General features: G+C 54.4%; 8 protein-coding genes. 5 read left to right on the top strand and 3 right to left on the bottom strand.

Annotation, left to right across the window (positions count from 1 at the left end):
* The 5 genes from RE6C_RS32930 to RE6C_RS15295 form a co-directional block, all read left to right on the top strand.
* A partial coding sequence (locus RE6C_RS32930) for a hypothetical protein (RefSeq protein ID WP_039962206.1) occupies positions 1-186 on the top strand: 186 nt, incomplete at its 5' end.
* A 182-nt stretch (positions 187-368) separates the two neighbouring features.
* Positions 369-2,957 carry a helicase-related protein gene (locus RE6C_RS15310; protein ID WP_039962204.1) on the top strand — a complete coding sequence of 863 codons (2,589 nt, stop codon included), beginning with the start codon at positions 369-371 and terminating at the stop codon, positions 2,955-2,957.
* An 18-nt stretch (positions 2,958-2,975) separates the two neighbouring features.
* On the top strand, positions 2,976-9,404 hold the full coding sequence (locus tag RE6C_RS15305) for a DEAD/DEAH box helicase (RefSeq protein WP_008657891.1): 6,429 nt from the start codon (positions 2,976-2,978) through the stop codon (positions 9,402-9,404).
* A gap of 18 nt (positions 9,405-9,422) precedes the next feature.
* Positions 9,423-11,165: an NERD domain-containing protein gene (locus tag RE6C_RS15300; protein ID WP_008657890.1), complete on the top strand. Its 1,743-nt coding sequence runs from the start codon at positions 9,423-9,425 to the stop codon at positions 11,163-11,165.
* 78 nt (positions 11,166-11,243) lie between these two features.
* The gene (locus tag RE6C_RS15295; RefSeq protein WP_008657889.1) at positions 11,244-12,323 is read left to right on the top strand and encodes a hypothetical protein; all 1,080 of its coding nucleotides are present in this window, start codon (positions 11,244-11,246) and stop codon (positions 12,321-12,323) included.
* A 312-nt stretch (positions 12,324-12,635) separates the two neighbouring features.
* Here the strand turns inward: RE6C_RS15295 and RE6C_RS15290 are convergent, their stop codons facing one another.
* From RE6C_RS15290 to RE6C_RS15280, 3 genes are all read right to left on the bottom strand, one after another.
* Positions 12,636-12,872, bottom strand: coding sequence for a hypothetical protein (locus RE6C_RS15290; protein ID WP_008657888.1), 237 nt, complete (start codon positions 12,870-12,872; stop codon positions 12,636-12,638).
* Between the two features lie 65 nt (positions 12,873-12,937).
* Positions 12,938-16,378, bottom strand: coding sequence for a TM0106 family RecB-like putative nuclease (locus RE6C_RS15285; protein ID WP_008657887.1), 3,441 nt, complete (start codon positions 16,376-16,378; stop codon positions 12,938-12,940).
* Positions 16,379-16,541: 163 nt separating this feature from the next.
* On the bottom strand, positions 16,542-22,307 hold the full coding sequence (locus tag RE6C_RS15280; RefSeq protein WP_008657885.1) for a DUF4011 domain-containing protein: 5,766 nt from the start codon (positions 22,305-22,307) through the stop codon (positions 16,542-16,544).
* Between the last annotated feature and the right edge of the window lie 20 nt (positions 22,308-22,327).

Genomic DNA, 22,327 nt, shown 5'->3' with positions numbered 1-22,327 from the left:
AGTGGTGAGAACCTCGGCTTGCGTTCGATCACCAATCGATATTTGCAGCTCTCATCGGCAAGCAGTTCGTCATTGACCGCGGAAGTCAACCGAGTCGGTGCCGCCGCGGAACTTCGTGATTGGATTCTGCACAGCGTCTGCGGTACGGAACTGGGTTCACAAACAACGCGGTCTCGAGGAGTTTGATTCAGTCCACCCGGTTTCCGTTTGGTGGGAATGCCAGCGATCATTCTCGGCGTTGATCTTGCCCGAATTGGACGAGGATGAAACCAGAGAGTTGCCGGAACGCCTGACAGGCGACCGCCACGCCGAATTTCAGAGACTTGCGGCGGTTCTGCGAACTATTGCAGATCCTCGATCCTGAACGAATGGAATACTGTCGTCGGAAGGTTTTTAGTCAAACCGATGAAACTGAAAACACCGCCGGTGCAAGCTCAGACGGTCGCAATCGAATTCGCCTGCGAGACCTGGACGAAGTATCGCTGAACAAAGTATTCGATATGTTCGAAGAACTTTCGTTGGAACAGGGAAGCCAAGATGAGTTGGTGGCCGAAGCAACCGACTCCGGTCTTGCCGACTTGCCCCAGTATCAGATTGATCGAATTCTGTTTGAGGCTAGGTCTACCTACCGCCATGTTCTGATGAGTTCGCGAGGTGACTATCCGGCACACTTACCGCGTCGTCGCCTGAAGTCGATTCCGATCGAACCGACGGCGACAGAAAGTCGGCGAATGGAAATCGCTAGACGGGCGACCGCAAGCGACGAGACACTCAATCTCACGGAGAAACGTTCGTTGCTACAACGATGCAGCCTCGGTGGCCAATCGGCAGCCACGTTCGTCCGCTATTTGGCCGGTCGAGATGACGATCGCAAGATAGCATTTTCACCCATGCTGGACTTCGTCAAAAAAGAACAGGCGGATTGTCGACTAGACACTCTGGTCGATTGGCTTGCTGAATTTTGGCGAAGTGATCCAAACCGCAAGGCAGTGATCTGCGCCGGAGATGACGCGACCGTTCGTGAATTGGCCGAAGAGTTGTCGTGGCGGCTGCCAGAAGTCGGCAGACGCCGTAGCCGTTTGCCTCTGAAAATCGTTGACGCGGAAAGCTCGGCGGTCGGTGGGAGTGATCTGCGTGGTCTAACGGGCGCGGATGCTCAGCGATGGCGTCAATCGGCCGAATCCACCGTGGAGCCCTATTCGACGGGCAAATCGCAGCTTTTGATCGCGTCAGATGAATATGGGCAGGCAATTAACTTGCAATGCTCCGATGCTTTGATCTTCTATTCGCTCCCATGGCGAGCGGACATGTTGAATCAGTGGATTGGCCGTGTCGATCGACTGGGCCGTGACCGTGTCGATCCCGATCAACGTAATAGCCCGGTCAAAGATGTGGAGATTCTGGTGCTGAATCGACGCGGTGATCCTACCGAGGATGTTGAATCCGTTTTCTCTCATCACGAGATCTTCCAAAAGTCATTGCAACTTGACCCGGCTCTGGTCGGGAAAATTTCAGATCGAATCGACGAAGCCGTTGACCGTGGACATGCTTCCGATTCGCAATCGTTGAGACAGGCAGACAGTGAAGAAAAACGCAGAGTCAATTCAGGACGCTGGACTCCAGAAAACGCGCAGCGTCTTTTCGATTCGATCGCGCACGGTGATCCGATGGCTCCAGTGCTTCGCCATTGTCGTTACGACGCGTATGTGTCGTCCGATGACGAGTCCGCGTTTGGTAATTGGATGCAGCAACTTTGCAAGCACGAGATGCTTTCGAAGAAAAAAGTCGCCAAGCGTTTCCGAGGTGACGGCAAACGCCGGGTGTATTTCACCATGACGCAGATGCACTGCGAAGGTCCAAAGATCCCACGCTTAGAAGAACGAGACCAATCATTCCCGGCTTTCCTTCTCTCCCGACTGCATGCATTGAATCCACCCCGGTTTGAAGTCGTCACGGGGGCTGACCAGCAGGGCAGCATGCGCAAGTCTCGCTTGCATTTTCTCGGTCATGGGGGAATGTTGCATCAGCAAATGATTGAAACCTACGCGTCGGCCGGTCGCACCGAAGCCCCCATCGGTTTCTCAATCGCTTCGTTGGGGACACGGTTCTACCCGGAGGGGCATTCACTTGAGCCCGGACGTTATCTTTGCGGCGTTGGTTACGTCGATTCAGGGTGGGTCTACAAACAGGTTCCGCCATCGCGGGTGATTGACGTCGAATCGGTGTCGAAGGCGATGAAGCGGGTGCTGCGATTGCTTGCAACACATCGAGAAGCGGGGCTTCGAGCTGACCAACGGTTCGTACGCACATTGGCTCCATCGAGACTTTGCGTGAGAGCATCCGTCGAGAAGGACGGGAAGTACAGTCAGTGCAGCGGAGATGATTTGCTGACGCCATACTGGACGGCGAAAGTGCATCCACACGTAAAGCGAGTAGAGGTTCCCGAGAATCTCCGCGAGAAGCTTCCAGCAAGCTATCGAGTCGCGATCGCGAGCGAAATGAAGGATTATTGGGCGGAGCGTTCGCAAAAGATCGAAGAGCAAATCAACGAGCGTATTCAGTGCATTCACTTGGAGACGGCTGAGCAGCTTCGGCTGTTGAACTACGTTCTGGCCGACGTTGATTTGCAGATTACAGAGCGACTTGAGTACCCATCTGATAGTAACGAGCAGGTGCTTCAATTACGGCTTCGCCCGCAAGCGGCATCGCTCAAACGTCAGATAGCAGAGTTCACTGAAATGCGAGACGAACGCTGTGAATTGCTTCGGCAGAGTCTGCAGTTTGTTCAGGCCCCGCCGCCCGAAAGTGTTGTCTTGCAATCAACCGCACAAATCACACTGCGAGACGATCCAGAAGCTGCATTGGACTTGATCGCGTCCGAAGCCGATCCTGCAACTGATTTTCAAAGTGCCGCGACGGCACCCGACCCAAACGCCAATCCACGCAAACCTCGGTAAGGAAACCTAGACCGCATCATGTTCAACGAACTGGAATCCATTCGCAATCGTTTGCTTGCCTATATCGAGTCGGCGTACCACCTCTCGGACCCTCAGTTGGTCCAACTGCGGCGAGAATTGCTCGAACAGCCTGAAGTCCTGTGTCACACGCCGTTCATCGAAAGCTCGGCTCGGTATGCGAGCGGGATGCCTTACCGCGAATTGAACATCCCCGCGGAATCGGAACAGTTGCTGTCGTATCTTGCAACGAAAGAAGGCGGCGAGATTGTTTTTCCGCAGCCTTATCAACACCAGGCTCAGGCGCTCGAAGCGGTCTTGGGTGACGAGTTGCAACACACAATCGTGACCACCGGAACCGGCTCGGGAAAGACCGAAACATTCCTGCTGCCGATCATGGGCCGGCTAGGGCGTGAGGCTGCTCGATCGCCCAGTTCGTTCGAGACACGGGCCGTTCGTGCGTTGCTTCTGTATCCAATGAACGCACTGGTCAACGATCAACTGTCTCGACTGCGTCGATTGTTCGGTGCTCCAACGACTCGGGATTGGTTCAAACAGCACGGCGGTCGACCGGTGAAGTTTGGGCGCTACACCAGCCGGACTCCGTTTCCAGGCGTCATTCCCGATGACACGAAACGAATCTCGCAGAAGTTGAGCGGACTGAAGTTCTTCGCTGACTTGGAGCGACGAGCGGCCGACGGCAAGGAAGACGCGATCGAGCTTCTTGCCGCAATGCGGGCGATGGGCAAGTGGCCGGCCAAGGACGTGGACAATGATCCCGGACTGGCTCGCTGGCTTGGTTCCGGCGGAGCGTGGAAAGATGCCAATGGGAACCTTCGGCGAGCGATTGAGAATCCTGACGACACCGAGCTTTTGACACGTCACGAAATCCAAGCCTCGGCTCCGGATCTTCTGGTGACGAACTACTCGATGCTCGAATACATGATGCTGCGACCGATCGAACGTTCGATCTTCCAGCAAACCCGCGACTACTTTGTCGCCAATCCCACCGAGCGTTTCATTCTCGTCCTCGACGAGGCTCACCTTTACCGCGGCGCACAAGGCACCGAGGTCGCGATGCTGATTCGTCGTTTGCGGCATCGCCTGGAATTGTCCCCCGATCAATTTCAAGTCATCACGACCAGTGCATCGTTTGAAAACGGGGAACAGGCAAAGAAGTTTGCGGCCGGACTGACGGGAACCGACGCCGCACTCTTTCAATGGCTCGACGGCGAGAAAGAAGCCAAGCTGCCGTCGGCCGATGGTGACGCGCAGTTGGCGGCGGCGCTGGCATGCGTTCCTTTGGCCGAACTGTTGTCGAGCGATGCAACAAAGCGTTTTCAAGCCATCGTTCCGCTGTTGGGGATGACCAGTCGCCCACTCAGTTCGGAAACCTACGTTGTCGAATCAGAAGGAAATGAATCGGCGAAGGCCAGATGTAAGGTGACGCTATGTGGTTTGACTGAGGGCGGCGAATTTGTCAAAGAGGTCCTGCAAGTTTCAAATGGTGGGTCGAAGCAAACCGAGCACGAGTATCTAACGGTCGTTGACCTGGAGTGTTCGGATTCCAAGGTGACGATCGGAGCACGGCGAAGCAACGGACATGTCGAATGTGTCGCGGCAGCCGACGACGGCGATCCGTCATCGGAAAAAAGGCTGCATTTTGGATTATCGAGATTGCTGTTCGAGATCTTAGTGGATCTGTCGGCAACTGGGCGACTGATCAATCTGACATCCCGCACCACGACGCCCCAAGATGCCGAAACCAGCACCGAACTGGGCGCTCAAGAAATCGGCCGATTGGCCAGCCGATTGTTTCCCAAGTCGGATAAGCAGCAAGCTCAAGCGGCCACGGACGTGTTAGTGGAAGCCGCGTCGATGGCGCGAAGCAAGCCCGGCGACACACCATTGTTGGCCGCTCGGGTTCACCGTTTCTTCCGCGGTATCCCCGGCATTTGGGCGTGCAGCGATCCGAATTGTTCAGCACTGCCTGAGACGATGCGTGGCCGAGGCGTGACAGGAAAGCTGCACGTGCAGCCATGCCGGCAATGTGAATGTGGAAGCCGCGCGTTTGAATTGTTGGCCTGTCGGAACTGCGGCACTGCAATGTTTCAGGCGTACACGCAGAGTGCCAGACGACCAGATTATTTGTGGAGCGAGGATGTCGGCGAGGTGGACGATGCGATGGATTCCGTCGTTCCAATTCATCTGTGCTTAGATGATCCCGAAGAACACGAAACTCAGGACGACGACGATGCTCGCAGTCGCGAAATGATACTGGAAACGATCACTGGTCGATTGTTCGACAACCTTGGCGATTCCGAGACCGCTCGCACGGTCTACGTTCCTGCCCAAGCTCCGGCGGGAAACCGCAAGGCGGGGCTGTTCGACAAATGCCCAAAGTGTCGTGATCGTTTCTCCGGCATTTCGAACATGGCAACCAAGGGTGATGAACCGTTTCAGCACCTCGTGTCCGCTCAACTGATGTCACAACCTCCGACACCAGGAAATGAAACGGCGCTGCAGGGTCGGAAGTTGCTCGTGTTCTCCGACGGCCGACAACCGGCTTCGCGATTGGCCGGGAAATTGAAGTCGAATTCGCTGCGTGACGCCGTTCGTCCGTTGTTGATTCATGGGCTTCGCTGTGTTGCCGACCGCTGGTTTGATGGCGTGACGAGAGACGTTTCAATCGAACATGTGTATCTGGCTCTTTTGTGCGGTGCTCAGGAACAAGGCGTCCAGCTACGGCCGCAACTGAAGGATTCCGAACAGAGAACGTTTTACCAAGACCAAGGGCTGGCTAGAGACTTATGCCGGTCGAAAACTGCAAAGCGAAAAGCGTTTGCTGAGGCGTCCGCCCAGATTATGGAACGGACACCGGCCGATGTGTTGATTTCGCTCTATGAAGTGTTGTTCAATCCGCTATCGGGCGTTCAAAGCTTGGCGTTGGGTTGCCTAACGCCACTGGTGTCCGACTACTTGCAAGAATCGCTGGACCAATTGCCGGCACCCGAACATCCCGATTCGATCAATTCGGATGACGATCGACGACGTGGTCTGCTGGAATTTTGGTTGTTGCGAATGGCGCGCGAGCGTGCCGTTCGTTTGCCTGGCACGCCCGGTGAATGGATCGGGAATAAGGACAGCGGGATTCGCCTGCGAGTCAGCTTGGGCAGGTTTGAAAAACTGATGAAGCCGCGCGTGGGCAACACGTTCTACCGCGAGCAACTGGCCGGCGGGCAAAAGGGTGGTGGGCCATGGACTCGTTTTTTACAAGAACGGTTGGGCACCAGCGATCGAGTGGACGGCTTTCTAGTGGATCCAAAACGGATCGCGATTGACCTCGATTTCAACGACTGGGTTCGATGCGACGTTTGCACGTTTGCGATTCCCAACCATTCGTTCTATCTCGACGTTTGCCCTGAATGCGGCACGACCGATTCGCTGAAACCACTCTTTCGGCAAAACAAAACGCTCGACACCGTGTTCATGACCCGCAAAGGGTTCTACCGAAAGGATGTCGATGACCGAACCAGCGACCTGCGGCCTTTCGTTGCCGAGGAACATACCGCGGCTATCGGAGCCATCGACGCCCAAGACGCGTTCTCACGCGCCGAGTGGCATGAGATGCGTTTCCAAGATTTGGACGTGCTCGGCCCCGGCAACGAACCCGGTGGGATTGTCGACGTGCTCAGTTGCACAACCACGATGGAAGTCGGCATCGACATCGGCAGCTTGACGGCGGTTTCGCTGCGCAACGTGCCACCGAACCGATCGAACTATCAACAACGCGCCGGTCGCGCCGGACGACGTGGTTCGTCACTTTCGACGGTGATCACCTACGCCGACCAAGGCACGCACGACCAACGTTATTTCAAACGCCCGGCGGAAATGATCAGCGGCCCGGTCACGGACCCGGTCTTGAACCTGGAAAATTCTGAGATCGTTCGCCGTCACGGTTACGCAATGATCCTTAGCATGTTTCAACGCGAGCGGATCCGTGATGACCAACAATCCGCCGCGACCTCGAACATCTTCTCGTCGCTCGGCCGAGTCGAAGATTTCCGTACCGGCGACACCGATGCTTTCAGCTTTCAAGGGTTGCAGTCTTGGCTAACGGAAAACGAATCCGAAATCGCAGAAGCGATTCGCTCGATCGTGCCGCGGGAGTATCTCCAGTGCGAAGAGTCAGAGGACATTAACGAAATTCCATCGCGGTTGCTGGCCCGGCTTGCTGAGATCGGATGCGACTACAAGCCGCCGGAAACGGAAGAGTCGCAGGAGGAACGAAACGAGTCGGCATTCAGTTGGTCGGATGACGACGACGATTTCGGCGAAGATGATCCGAATGCAACGATCAATGCGGACGATGCCTCCAGCGGAGACGCCGACGTCTCCGAATCGCCGGAAGCCGGTCGTCAAACGCTGAACTTATTGGACCGACTATTTGAGACGGCGACGTTGCCCTCGTATGCGTTTCCCACTGACGTGGTCAGCATGACGGTGTTTGATCGCAACCGCTCGACCGCCAACCGCAGCGTGATCAAGTACGCCCCGCAACGTGGTCTCGACCAAGCACTTTCAAGCTACGCTCCCGGTCGAGAAGTCTTCATCGACGGAAAACGTCACTACTCCTTTGCAATCTACAGCCCGATGCGGGGCGAACGTGAAAAGGCTTGGGAGAAACGCAAACTGTATTTCGAGTGTGATCGTTGTGGTTTTGCAAAGCTGGAAGAGCTTGGCGGATCGCACTATGAACGTGAGGTACTGGACTGCCCTTCGTGCAACGAACCCGGCGGACTGGGGCCGGCGATCTACTGGATCGAGCCACCTGGATTCGCGCACCCCGCTGACATGGAGGAAGAATTGGCGGTCGATCAGCCACCGGACTACACGCGGCCGACGCAGGCCAAGCTAAACGCCCCGTTTCGCGAAGGCGACGCGATCGGGCAGACGACGACGTTCGGTGAAAGAAGTTTCACGCTTTGGACTAAGAAAGAAGAGTTATTCCTAACGAATCGGGGCAGCGAAGACTTGAAGAATCGCGGTTTCATTTACTGTCTCCGGTGTGGTCGCGTCGAACCGAAGGGCTGGCACGATCAAGACCGATCATACTTAAACAACCGAGCAAACCATCCAAAGCCGTACCCGAATCATCGCGACCGGCCGACATGCACGGGATTCACACAAGTCGTAAGTCTCGGGACGAAATTCATTTCCGATGTTGCCTTGTTTCGTTTTCAAATGGGCGGTGACGTTTTGCTGTCGCCAGGATCAACGCTTGCCAAGCTCAGCCTGACCACGGTCGCGCAGGCCTTAGCCATTTGTGCCGCCGACAGACTGGAGATCGACCGCTCCAATATCGGTGCCGAGTACCGGGCCGCCCAGACGGACCGGGGACGCAGCGGGGCCGAGGTGGATGTGTACCTTTATGACACCACGCCCGGCGGTGCTGGATTTGTGAGGGCCGCCGTCGCCAACTCTGAAACACTCTTGCGACAAGCCATTGAGCTACTCGATGGATGCGATTGCGAATCCTCGTGCTACAAGTGCCTGCGATCGTATGGCAATCGTTTTCTTCACCAAGACCTAGACAGGGAACTCGGTTCGTCATTGCTCAAACATGTTCTCGGCGATCAGGAACGCCCGATCCTGAATAAGGAGATCGAAAGACAACTTCTAAGCACCATCGCGGTCGACCTGCGTGACATGGATTATGAAGTCGAGCAGCACGACGGGTACTTGCTTATCCCGTCATTGGGCGACCGGCGGATTGTTCTGTCTCATTCGCTGATGGACAAACTTCCCGCAACCGCTGCCGCCGAGGCTGCGTACGCGAGTGGCCGAAACAACGCCGCGCCTATTGATCACTTGCGAGTCAAACGAGCCTTGCCGTCGGCCATCGAAATGTGCGTTTCATCGGTTGGGTCTCGACCGTCACCCGAAGCTGCACTCCCTGGGGGATTGAAGCGATCCGATTCCGGGCTTGCGTTGCATCACTTCGATACCATCGCCGGTGAAAACGGATCTTTTGCCACGACGGGACTGACAATTCCAGATCAAGATCCGGCCAACACGCTTTTGCTCGAAATAGATGGACCTCAACTTGAAAAGGCAAAATTCAAAGTTGACGGACAAGACGTTCCGCTGGCTTCAGGAACAGTTATCGTATTTGAACGTCTCGATGAACCGGCCGATCGACAGCTGCATGATGGCCGGCTGCGATTGGTTCAGTCGTCTGGCAGTGCATTCAAAGCGACCAAGACCTGCGTGACCTTGGCGATGTGCAAATGGGCCGAATTTGACGGGCGCATTTCAGTTCGCCTTCAGTATCAGTCGGCCAGTTCCCGCTCAACTCCGCAGAAAGTCTCCCCAGAAGCTCTAACCATCATCGGTCGGCCAATCGGGCTCGTACGCCGCGGCATCTTTTGTCCAATCAAAATGCCGTAGGTAAAAGGAAACCAAATTATGGCAATCATGCGACCCGACATTGACCCTGACGATATTCCGTACGATTCAGAACGGCTGGTCTATAGTGCACTCAAAGAACAGCTCGGTAACGACTTCGTTGTGTTGCATTCCTACCCATGGTTGCGTCCCGATCGCGATGGAAAGCTACGCGAGGGCGAGGCGGATTTCATTGTTCTGCACCAGGAAAAGGGAATGCTGATCCTGGAGGTCAAAGGCGGTGAGCTGCGTTACCAAAATGCGACTTGGCAACGCAAAAAGAGTCACGGCTACGAACCGATCACCGATCCGTTCAAGCAAGCTCGCGGCAGCATGCACTATCTCGTCGATCGCATCGAGAAACAAACCGCTGGCGATGTGCGGGGGCACCACTTCAGCTACGGTCATGCCGTCGTATTCCCTCACGACAATTACACCGGTGCCATCCCGCCGGGAGCGGACGAATCTTTAGTCTTGTCGCGACGCCAAATGGAGTCGATGGATGTCGCCATCGAAGCGGCGATGGCCAGTTGGCCGCAGCGAAGCTCTCCACTGAGCAACCACCAATGGAACCGCCTGGCGACAGCACTGCTTCCCGAATTCAAACTGTTTCGCCCGATTGTTGGCAGTGCCAACGATGTGTTCGAGAAGATCCAGGAAATGACCGACGAGCAGATTGAATTGCTCAGCGGACTATATGACGACAACAATCGCGTCTTCGTGACTGGAGTTGCTGGATCGGGAAAAACGCAGCTAGCATTTGACCGGGCTGTTCATCTTGCCAAGGATGGCAAACGAACCCTGTTCGTTTGTTACAACCGGCATTTGGCCGCCCATTTGCGATGCAGTCTCGATCAGCATCCCGATGGTACGCAACTGAAAAAACGTTTGAAGATTTCACACTTCCATCAGCTTGCTCGCGAAATAGTCGAAGATGCGGGTGTCGATTGGGATCCGCCCGAAACTTTCCCTGCTGGATCGAATTTCTTCATTGACGATGTTCCCGATCTGGTTGAACAGGCCGCGTATCTCGCGATGGAGGAGGGCGAAGATGTTCAGTACGACGCAATCGTCATTGACGAGGCCCAAGACTTTCACTCTCGTTGGTGGGAAGTCTTGCAGTGCACGCTGCTGAAAGAAGCGGAGGAGGGAACGCTGTTCGCCTTTTCCGATCCGATTCAGCGATTGTGGGATTGGGCTCCGAAGACACCGCCGGTTGCATTTCAAACAAAGTACAACCTGCGCCGGAATTGTCGCAACAGTCGCTGGATCGCTCGGACCAGCACCACAATTGCAAAAACGGAAGCGAAGTTCTTTAAACGATCGCCGTTGGGTGGCAAACCGGACATCAGCACCGTGCCAACGTTAGCGGCGATGAAAGGCATCGTCTGTAAAGCCGTCGAGAACCTTCTTCAGCAGCACGACATCAAACCGTCACAAATGGCTTTGATCGGCCCACGCGGATTTGCCAACGGATCGCTCGCCGACGTCTCGACGATTGCCGGCGTGGATTTGACCAATGACACGCGAATCTGGAACCGAGGCGACGGGATCTTGGTCACGACAGCCCGCAGCTTCAAAGGACTCGAGGCAGATGTCGTGATCGTTTACGACCTCGACGGTATTTCGAAAGGCTTCTCGCACGTCGATCTGTACGTCGCCTGCACCCGCGCCCGCTCACACGTCCATTTCCTCGTCACCGGAAAAGAAATGCTCTCTGACATCAAAGCCGCCATTCAAAACGCCGAGAAGGAGCTTGCGTGATCGAGCAATACTGCTACCGAAGCTATATGGCGTAGTCCAACCAACCGATCCGTTAAGCAAGAACGTTTTCCGCACCTTATGAATTTCATTTCGCAAGTCGAAACTGACTCCTTCGCCGAACGTCTCGGGCTTTCCGACCATTTGGAATCGGACCGAGACAGTACCGCTCCGTCGCCGTGGGGAATTGCCAGGTTGATTCGCCGGGAAGTTCGCCGGCATGGGCTGGCGACTCGTCGGGAGCTTAAGAAGGCAATCGAACCATTTTTAACGGCCGCTGGTTTTGGAGGAGACGCAAATAGAGCCATTCAAGCCGTCGCGGGACGCATGGTGGATATCGGGGAGCTTGCTGACTTGAAGGTAGAGAACCAACGCGGCTATTCTGCTATGCCTTCGCGATGGATCAAGCTTAGCGAAACGGATGCGGTACTGCTTGGAACGACCGCAACGGAAACAGATCGTTTCTCACCGTATCATCCCAACCAGTTTCTAAGACGCTTTCGACCGTCAGAAGAAATCATTAACGACCTAGCCCGTATAGGAGTGAGTGAACAATCGTTCGACGAATGGCTGGGGCAACCGGGGTGGAAGTCGCTAGTTGATCCGTCGCAGGAGATCGAGACGCTCACAGGCCTTGTCAAATGGCATCTCAACAAGCTTGGCCAAGAGGGTAGTCCATTAGTTGTTAGCGAGACAAAGGTCTTGGCGATCAATCATCGCCCCGGCGAGTTTTTCGGAAGCGAGCGGAAGCCGGAACGCAGTCGTTGGACGTCCCCAGCTAACCTAGATGACGGCAACTACTTGGCTGCCCAACCGGGGCGGAACGAACATCACTGGATACCGACGCTACTGCGGATCGAAGGGAGTGACGCGAGATCTATCCCTCTTAATTTCCGAAATGACCCCGCCTCAACCTACGATCTGAGGAACTGGTTGCTGATTGCGTTGGGCGGAATGAATGGAAAACCGGAGGTGATCCTTGCCGATCACGAAATGAGTGAACTTCAGTTTACTTTTCCGGCGCCAAGGCAAGCAAAGCGGATATTGCAGCTAGCCGGAGAACCTACCGGTAAATGGCAGCAATACGCAGTTCTCGACTCACGATCGACGATGGAGCTACTCTCCGCCGCGTTACCACTGCTTAGAACTCAATGGCTCTAACGTATTCGTAGAACTCACCATAACAAGTCTCAGCTCAAACGGCGTCGTTGGCGGCAAGGATTTCAGGATCCCAAGAATCGAATAGAAACGCAGACGATGAATTGCTCTGACGCGGGCGTTTCGGTTTGTCGTTCGCCTGTTGGCTTGTAGTTCGACTGATTCCACTTCGTGGGCGAAGCGGGATGCGTCGCCTTCCGGTTGCAACCTGACTATTGCATCATCGAGATTAGCCGCCCTCGGTCAGGAGTGGGATTGGTTGAAGCTCTTGACGCGAATCAAGTGACAAAAACACGGGCCATCGGGCGACTGCTTTCACGGAGCGAAATCGTCTAGTTCGGAGAGTCGGTCCTTCGCATGGATCACTTCAACCAAGTCGTGCTGGCGGAGATCGAAGGCGAACAAGTGGTCCGCGTCGGTGCAGGGTGCCAAATCAAACATGTCATTCGATTCCTTCAGCAATACAGCTTGAGGCTGCCGACGCTGGGCCTGATCGATGAACAATCCATCGCGGCGCGATCGCCACCGGAATTCACAGACCAGGGCGTCCAAGCCTTTCCCAGTTCGTGCGTGGAGTTCGGTTCGCCACCTATTCGCTACCGTTCGATCTTCTTAGGTCAACTGGCAAACGAGGATCCGGCAATTGGTTTCGCGAGTTCTGCGAAGCGGCAGAATGCGTTTGCCAGCTTCATTTGCTTTGGCGTGGTGCAACGTGGATGAAACAATTTCGGTGAGGCGACCATGATGGTCATGCACTTCGATCGGCTGGTCGCTACGTTCAGTCGGTGTGGATCGTAGAGAAACTCCATCCCTCGCGGAGCATCGTCAGCTGAAGAGCTGGTCGTGCTGTAGATGACGATTGGTGCCTCTTGTCCTTGAAACTTGTCGACCGTGCCAACTCTCGCTCGGTCTCCGACTACTTCGGCGATGGCATCAACCTGTGCGTTGTATGGGGCGACGACCAGGATGTCATCCGCCGTGATCGATGCCTCGCAACCGTCACTGCCTTTCCATGACGCTCCAGTGCGATGGAGTTCAGCGACGATCGCCTGCACGGCTTCAACTTCTTCGTCACTTCGGTTTTGATTGTTGTTGTGATCGATGGTCAACAATCGAAGACCGCTCCCTGAGAACGCGTGCTCGCCGAGGATTTCGTTGTTCTCGCAGTCAGGGTGACTCGTCAAACGCCCATCGTAAAATTGCTCGGAAGTGAATTTGCAAACGGCAGGATGGAGGCGACGAGTTTGTGCCAAGAAGAGCCCGCGGTCCTGAGGGATTGTGGCATCATCACCAATCAGATGTCCCAGCACAGCAACATCCGCCCCCTCTGGATGTGCGGCACTTTGCGGCTGCTCCAGTTGCTGCGGATCCCCGAGCAAGACGACATTCTTTGCCGCACGCGCGACGGCGAGCGACTGTGCCAGCGACATCTGGCCTGCTTCGTCGATGAACAAGTAATCCAGTTTCTGGCACATGTCATCACGTGACCATAGCCATGCGGTGCCGCCCACCACCGTCCCAGGGGCGATTGTCGTTGGATTCGTCTTTAGGATTTGAATCCGTTCGCTCCCCTCCTCTGTTAGAGGCTTCGTTTTCTGAGCAAATGAAACCTCCCCTGCGGTATCGAAAGAAGCCGCCCGGATCAGCAGATTGGTAATCGCATTGTGTCCCACTGCAGTCACACCAATCCGGTAACCACGTCGGGCAAGTTCCACGACCATGTTCGCCCCAACATATGTTTTTCCCGAACCCGGCGGCCCCTGAATGGGAAAGACTCCGCTATCCATGTCCTCTGCGATTTGAAGTGCAACGCTGATATCGTCACCATCGCAGGGAAGCTTGACTTTCTGCAGACTGGGCGGGCATCGAGCGATGAGATCGTATCTCGAAGAATGGACGTATGCTGGATTCCAGTAGTCTTCAGCAACTTCTTGACCCAGTTCCAGTAAGTTTTCCGGCATCGGTTCGGGAGAGATGTAGTCGAACACGAACACCGATGTGGGATGTACGTCGATGGTTTTGCCGGTCTTCTTAATCTCGACAGTTCTGTTTACACGATCAATCTCAACGATAGTCCCAATGGTTTGCCCATCAGTTTGTAACACCTTCTTGCCACGACCGACCGTGTGCTCCTGCGGCGGAAACCGGTACACGGACGTTGGGATTCTTCCTCGCCCGGTCGGTTCGCGTTGCTCGACAAATTCCAAACCGCTGATCGCTGCATTTTCGAACAATAGATCGTCATCTTCGAGCGACATGTGCCGGAACTTCTCCCAGAATACAGTCTTGTCTTCTCGAAAGAAGTATTCCAGCAGATGAGCCATCAACCAGCGAGCCTGCTGCACTTCCGATTCGTGACTGTCGCCAGCTAGCTCTTTGAGTCGATCCCGCAACTCACCGAAAACGGCGTCTCTTTCCGCGACCTTTTCTCCGGCATCGCCTGACTTCGCGGGAGGGCGAGGAATGTCGATCCCTGAATCAATGCGAACCTGACGCTGCAGTTCCAGCCATTGATGCAACTTCAGGGTCGAGACGCAATCGTCTCGGTTGTACGCCTCCACCAGCTCCACCGCACTTTGGCTGATAAGCGAAGGCCCATTCAATTCGATCGCAAACTCGACTTCACTCAGTGCTGACCGTACTTCGGACAGATCTGCTTTCCTGTCAAAATCGTAGAACGCCTCCAGCTTCTTGATCGAGTAACTCTCCACGCTCAGCACCATGCTTTGCCGAACGACCGCGTAGAGGTCGACAAACGTATTCGAGCGAAGCAGTTCGTCGAGATCGGCTTCGTACAGTTGATGCCGCATCGCCATCCGCTTCATCGCGGCAGGTTCGTACGGTGCGAAGTGGTAGATGTGGAAATCAGGGAACTGCTCTCGGCACTGCAGTAGGAACTGCATCAGTTTGCCAAAGGCGATGCCCTCGTCAGCTCGTTTGAGGCACCAGTCCGAGTGATAGGTGGAGTCATCGCCCTCACGTGACACGTAGCCAAACAGGTATTCAAGCACACCATCGGGAGCGTGTGGATCGCCTTCGAAATCCAGGTAAACATCTCCCGCACTTGGTTGCGGCAGTCGACAGAAACCGAACAGTTGCTGGTCGTGCTCTAGATCATCGCTGACCGCAGCAACCGGTAAATACTCAACGATGCGTTCACCTGATGCACGCCCCTGCAACTGAACCTTCGCTTGCCGGTGAGCTTTGAAGATTGACTCCCGAGAACCGCCCTTTGGACGCTCGGGGATTGGATCATCGGACTCAGCGAACCCTTGCAGGGTTGCATTGCCTTGCCGGCGGATTTCATCAATCTGTGAAGCTTGAATGCCGGCCACAAACGAGAGGTGGTCATCATCGCGACGGATTCGATCGCAGTGCGGGAACCAGCGGCAGATATCACAATGCTGGCACGGTTCAGGATAGAGTGAGTGCAGTCGGTCTTTGGACGTTGCGTCCAGGTACTGACGTTTGACAAGCTCAAAGTAAGCCCAGTAGGCATCGAGCGAGAAACATTCCTCTTCAAACGTCGACTCAGAATCCAACGCAGCAGGTTTTGCTGCGCGAGCAGTTTTCGGCCGTGTTCCCTGAATTTCGCACACGCAATCCGAATACAGACAAAGCTGCAGGATGGTGCCTGCCTTGGTGTCGTGTGCGAGCTTTGTGTCCACCACCTCGTACGACCATCCACCTAAATCACTGGCCCTCGGCACTCGAATGAGGAAGTCGCTGCGACCGGCGAACGATCCTTTCGCGAGTGATCCTTGATAGATTACGTCTACGCCGCGACGCATTAACTCGACCGTCGCTTGCACTTGCTTGTGATCGTCGAAGTCGCGCAGCTCCACGACATTCAATCCATCGCTCTTCAGCATTTCCAAATAGGCCGCTTCGTGAGCGTGCCCTTTCTCAATCAAACGTTCGAGTCGTGCATTGTGGCGAAACGGAATTTCGATGTCGCCGTCAGCTCGTCGCATCGCCAAGGAAGTCGCATATTGGCAAGCCAAGAAATCCGCGAGGTCTGTTGCGGAATGCGTGTAGACGGAATCTATCTTCTTCATGTCTGCTCTCTCTGAATGGCCGATTTATCAATGATGCGAGCGGCGGCTTGGATCGGTTAACGCTATCGTCAGCGATAGGCTCACGAAGCACTACCCGATCAACTCAAGCAATTGCCTCGATTCGCTGGCGTGACCGTGAATGTCTCCGATGATGTCGAGTTGCTTATTCATCCAAACTATTGGTCACGTTCAGAATTGCTTGTTTTAACTTTGTCTCCTCGACTCGTTGGTTGAGAAACCAGTCAGTCGACCAAATTCGGTGTATTTCCCATCCGCGAGATCGAATAATCTCTTCACGAAGTCGATCTCGATCCCGAGCACTCCTGGCCGAGTGATAGGTAGCGCCGTCGCACTCGATGCCGAGCAAAAATGATCGGTCGCCTTCCCTGCGTCGCACACCAATGTCGATGAAGAATCCGGCAACTCCTACTTGTGGCACTGCTTCCAGCCCCATCTGCTCGATCGTCCGACAAACCGCAATCTCGAATGGTGAATCGGGAGCCTTTCCGCCGACTATGCCGCCGTCGTCGATCGCTCCGGTGATCGCATAGCTGAGGAAATCCTTGTACGCGTTCACACCACGACTCTTTTCCGGACCGCCCTGAATATCACCCGGATGAAACGACGAAAAAACAACCATTCGGTGACGTGATCGAGTGATCAAAACATTCAAACGACGCCAACCCTTCTCTGAGTTGATTGGACCAAAGCGTTGCATCAGTCGATTGCTGGCGGGATCCTTGCCGTAGGTGTAACAAACAAAAATGACGTCCCGTTCATCTCCCTGCAAGTTTTCGAGATTCTTGATGAACAGTTCTTCCTCGCATTGCCGTAGCCGATCTACCGCAACCGCGGCTGCCGCATCGTTTTCACAACGCTTTTCAAGCAGTTCAGCAATCATCTCGGCCTGCTTCTTATTGAACGTGCCAATCCCCAGCGACTCATCCGGCCTGGCAATCGCGTGACGTACGATCTCCTCGACGACCGCGGCAGCCTCCTTCATGTTCAATCCACTTGTACACGTCGCACCTTCAACGAACACATGCCGGATCCCATACGTGTCAGGATCACCGCTAGGCGATGGGAAAACGACTAGATCGTTATCGTAGAAACGTGAATTTGAAAATCGGATCAGACTTTCGTGTTTGCTTCGATAGTGCCACCGTAGCCGCCGGAAAGGCTGGAACACTTTCATCGCGGCCTCGAGCACCGATTCGGTGTTGTCCAGTTGAGTCGACTCTTCGTCCGCAAGATCTTCATCCACACGATCAAAAAAGGATGTCGGCGGAAGCTGCTTGGGATCGCCAACCACAACGAGTTGCTTTGCTCTCAATATCGTGCCAATCGCATCTTCCGGCTTGATTTGCGACGCCTCATCCATGATCACCATGTCGAATTCGACGTCGCTCTCCGAAATGAATCGCGACACCGATAATGGACTCATCATCAAACAAGGCTTTAAAGATTGAACGGCTGCACCGGCCCGTTGCATCAGATCACGAATTCGGCAATGTCGTCGTTGCTTCTGCGATTCATGACGAATCAACGCAAGCTCGGTCAATTCACCGACGCGGCCTTTCGAGTTGCCCGACGGAACAGAACGATTGGCGGCGCGCGACGCGATCTCGTTTTTGCCTAGTTCCCTCAGCTCGCGATCATAGAGTTGAAATTCCTCTCGCAATCCATCCATTGTCTTCCCTGATCCCGTTCGCAGCATCTCGGATTGCTTGAAAGCATTCTCGGCGGCGATTTCAAGAACAGAAAGCTCATACGACGGCGACAAGAAATCGGGTTCGATCGAACCTTCGATAGCGAGGTTGCAGAATTTTTCCAGTTGCATGCGAGAGCAGTTGTCCAACGACCGACAGAATTTTGACCATGCTGGCAGTTCATCCGTTTTCTGCTGCAGCGTTTGGGCAATCGCCGTCGTCGTTTCTCCCAACACAGATTCAGTGTCGATCGGCATCCAAGAAGGTTCCATCCGGCCGAAACTCGCCAGACGCTCGTGGGCGGCAGAGAGACGCGACATACGCTTGCTAAGATCATCGGCCTCGTCGCACAACGAAGCAATTTGTTGAGCATCGGCATGAGCAAGCAAACGCACACGAACCTGCTCGGGAAGCCCAGCCAGAAATTTGCGACCATCCGCCAACCAATCCAAGACTTGCTTGACCTCTTCGGGCGAGGTCATTGTCCGCTTGTGCAGCCAACGTTCATTCAACGCCTCCCATCGGGTGCCGTCACTGATGCTCTCTTTCAGCAGACCAACTTTCGACGATAAATCCACTTGTTGAGAAAGAGCATCCATCGACGTTCGGTGATCATTTCCAATCTGAATTGCCCCTTCAATGCCAGGGCCAAGTTTCCCGATCGTCGATTCCAACATTTGCGTAAGTGAATGGTGGTCGAGACTTCGAAGCCGTTCCGGCAATCCCTGATCCTTCGGTGCAGCAGCAAAGAGTTCGGAAACACGCTGCGCGACCACCAGGGCGGCCTTGACGTCAATCTGAGAGAGCTGATCGTTCTTGATCGCGAACAGCGATTTTGTCAGTGTGTAGTCTGCCCCTGCGTTTTGCGTCATCTTCACCCAGTTGAATAGGGTTTCAAGTTGTTTCCAGTTGGTTTCCTGACCGCGATAGGTTGCACCAAGTCGTAAAGTGTGTTCAGGATGCACGGCAAACGCTTTGGATGCTGCATCGGCGTTCTCGATCTGACGAAGCGTTTCAATCAATTGCATCGCATGTCCGATGTTCCATTCCATCGGTAGCTTCAACTGCGTCGCAACGGTAGCCAGCTCCTTCGATGCTTTCGCCCATGCTGTCACGCGTCGCTTCAGTATCTCAAGTGGCACCTGATTCGGATTCCCGTCGGCGACTCGTGTTGCAATGTCACTTGGTGCGCTCCAAGCTGAAGCAAAACTGCTTTCAGTTCGCTTGAGTTCCACGTTTGAGACGTCTGGAATGATCGTCGCTCTTTGAGCTAGCAACGAGCAAGCAGATTCATAGTCAAGTCCGTGCTGCTGGGCTGTATGTACCCAATCGAAACGAACCTTCAACGTCTCCCAGTCGGTTTGCACGCCTTGGAATCCATCGCCCAGCAAAGCAACCAAGTCTTCTTGATTGCGAAAGGCCGCTTCCTCGTTTGACAAGGCGTCCAAATCTTCCAGCGAACGAATCCATTCATTCAGTTCTCGTTGGACTCCAACGGCAGCAAACTCGTCCAGGTCCGCCCTGGCTGATCGGTACTCACCACTGAGCAACTTAAACCAAGAACGACGATGGCGACGCAGAGTCTTCGCGATCTCGGTCACCTTTCCAGGTTCAGGAACCGATGGCATGTGAAATGCCTCTTCAAGTGCCTGTCGACGTGCTCTCAATTCATCGGCGACTCTGGACGCTTGCTGGAACGCACGTCTGCCTTCGCCACGGAACATCGGTTCCCGCAAGCAATCGACTTCCGCAACGATTCGGTGACGAATCAGTTGGATCAACGTGGAAGCTCTTGTGAAAGCATCGAAACTTGCCGGCGGTTGGACTGCCGGCAACTTCATCTTCATGCCGGTATGAATCAGTTGATCCGTGCATGTTTCCGCGTTGTTAGACCAGCGAGCGATCTCGCCAATTTTGGCCAGAGTATCTTCACCGCCAGCTATGGCTCGGACGGCCTTGACGGCCATTTCAATCTCTTTTAACCGGTCGGCAACACCAGCAACATCGCAACCGGTTCCAGCCACAATCGCGTCGAGGCTTTCGGTCAGTTTTTGCTTCGCCGATTGCAATTCAATGCTCTGCTTGTAAGCGGAACGCAGATCTTCAATGGCATTGGCACGAAACATTTGCTCTGTCACGGATTCCTGATTGTTGACGATTGGGTGCCTGATCAACTGGACCAACTTGATGCAGCGAGTCAAATCGTCCAGAACATCACTTGGCCTAATGCCAGCTTCAGCTAGCCCCATGAATTGCGGCTCAAGTTCGCCGATGGCCTGATGCAATTCCACCATCCAATCACGCAACGCGACAGCATCTTCGATTGAATCGTTGCCTGACAAAACCTCCAAACCCAACATGGATTTAATCGCAGCCCGTTTGTTATTCAGCAAATCGTCCGAAACGCGATACTGGTTTCGCAGACGGCTTTCAGCGTCTTTCTTTTCACCGATTAACGAAAGCAGGTTTTGGCAGAACTTGGCCTTCACCTCGTCGACAAGAATGCTCGCCAACTCACTGGTCAACGTTGATGTTTGGCTCGCCCAACCGCGAATCTCATCGACGTCGAGCTTGCGAGCAATTTTGTACGCCTCTGTTTGAGCACCTCCCCATCGACGTCCCAACTCATTTGCACTGTTCGCCACCGACTGAGACTCACGTTCAATTTCAGTCAAGCAGGCCTGGATTTCGTCTAATCGCCGAAAAGAGTAGTCTTCAGGGAAAAATCCCCACCAAACCCACTGTGTTGGGTTGGGCGTTTCCTTCAAAACACTCGCAAAGACATTCAACTCCGCAATCGAGGATTTCAATTCGTTGCGGTCGCGCGGCACTCGCTCGACGGCCATACGATGAAAAGTGGCACCTTCGCCGCGCAACGCAACGACCACCCAAAGCACGTAGTACAAGGCATCGCCCGCAGGACCAACTGGCATTGCCATTTCGGAAACGTAGTGATTCAGCCGGTCTCGCAAGCGAGCGAGCGTCTCACGCGTTTTACCGAGTTCACCAGATGACGGATAAGTCGTTCCCATCCGGTCGCTCAAGGATTCAAACACCTGTCGGGGCGATGCAGCATCGCTGTGAAGTTCCAGGCAAAAATCATCTAGCCCCAATGCTGACATTCGATCGTGAACGACTTGCAGAGCCGCTAGTTTTTCGGCAACAAACAAGACGGTCTTGCCCGAGCCAATGGCATCCGCGATCGCATTGGTAATGGTTTGTGATTTCCCCGTTCCAGGCGGCCCCTCGATCACCAAGTTGCGTCCATTGCGAATGTCGACCAATGCTGATTGTTGCGAGCTGTCCGCGTCCAATGACAGAATCAATTCGCCTGCGGTTTGGTTGCGATCGACGTCATAATCGGGTGCGTACAATGTCGCCTCATCAATCTCCTCGTCGGTGGTTCCGCCGTCACCACCGCATACCAGCTGCTCAACGATGCTTGACGAGCCCGACTCGCCAGATAGATCCCAGTTCGCCGGGTCGATGTCCGCATACATCGAAAGCTTATGGAACGAGAAAAAACCAAGCAATGCCTCGCGACGAATACCCCATGCTGGTTTCGACTTGATTGCTCCTTGCATCTTTTGGAAGTAGTCCTCGGGTCTTACTCCTTCTCCAAGTTCAGGGATACGCAAGTCAAAATCGCGAACAAGCTTTTTCTGCAAGCTCAAGTTGAATTGGATCTCGTCCTCGTCCCATTCGATCGAAAACAGTGGCTCGCCCCCTCCACGAGCAATCTTCTCGATCTTAACGGGAATCAACAACAACGGTGCCAAACGCTCTTTGTCTGAGCTATCGGATTCCTTCCATGCGAGGAAACCGATCGCGAGGAACAGATAGTTGATGCCTGTTTCTTGCATCGCGGTGCGTGCCTCACGCTGCATGTACCGCAACGTGGAGCTTAACTTGTCTTGAGTCAGATTCGTTTGCAGTTTGTCATCGAAGTGATTTTTCAACTGACCCCGTTGGTCGTTTGGAACTGCTGGCAACGGAATTGGATACTTCTTCGGCTCCTCGCTAGCTGTTGATCGCGATTGAATCTCCGCGGCATTACCTGACGCTCCAGGCAATTTGGCTGAAGCAGCGTTGGCTTTTCCCTGACTCGTAGCTTGTGGACCAGCCTTCGTTCGGTTTTCGTCACCAACTTTCTTTCGCGGCGGATCGGGCACGAAATCAAATACAAATGGTTTTCCGGCCTCCACCAATCGCTCATACATCACGTCGGGTAGTTCGTTGA

This window comes from Rhodopirellula europaea 6C (assembly GCF_000338295.1).
In the GTDB taxonomy this organism is placed as follows: domain Bacteria; phylum Planctomycetota; class Planctomycetia; order Pirellulales; family Pirellulaceae; genus Rhodopirellula; species Rhodopirellula europaea.
The sequence above is the reverse complement of the archived record's forward strand: the minus strand, read 5'-3'. Positions and strand labels throughout refer to the sequence as shown.

Excerpts from the sequence above, each read along its gene's own strand:
- RE6C_RS15310 (WP_039962204.1), top strand. The coding sequence starts at position 369 with ATGGAATACTGTCGTCGGAAGGTTTTTAGTCAAACCGATGAAACTGAA.
- RE6C_RS15305 (WP_008657891.1), top strand. The coding sequence starts at position 2,976 with ATGTTCAACGAACTGGAATCCATTCGCAATCGTTTGCTTGCCTATATC.
- RE6C_RS15300 (WP_008657890.1), top strand. The coding sequence starts at position 9,423 with ATGGCAATCATGCGACCCGACATTGACCCTGACGATATTCCGTACGAT.
- RE6C_RS15295 (WP_008657889.1), top strand. The coding sequence starts at position 11,244 with ATGAATTTCATTTCGCAAGTCGAAACTGACTCCTTCGCCGAACGTCTC.
- RE6C_RS15285 (WP_008657887.1), bottom strand. The coding sequence starts at position 16,378 with ATGAAGAAGATAGATTCCGTCTACACGCATTCCGCAACAGACCTCGCG.
- RE6C_RS15280 (WP_008657885.1), bottom strand. The coding sequence starts at position 22,307 with ATGTATGAGCGATTGGTGGAGGCCGGAAAACCATTTGTATTTGATTTC.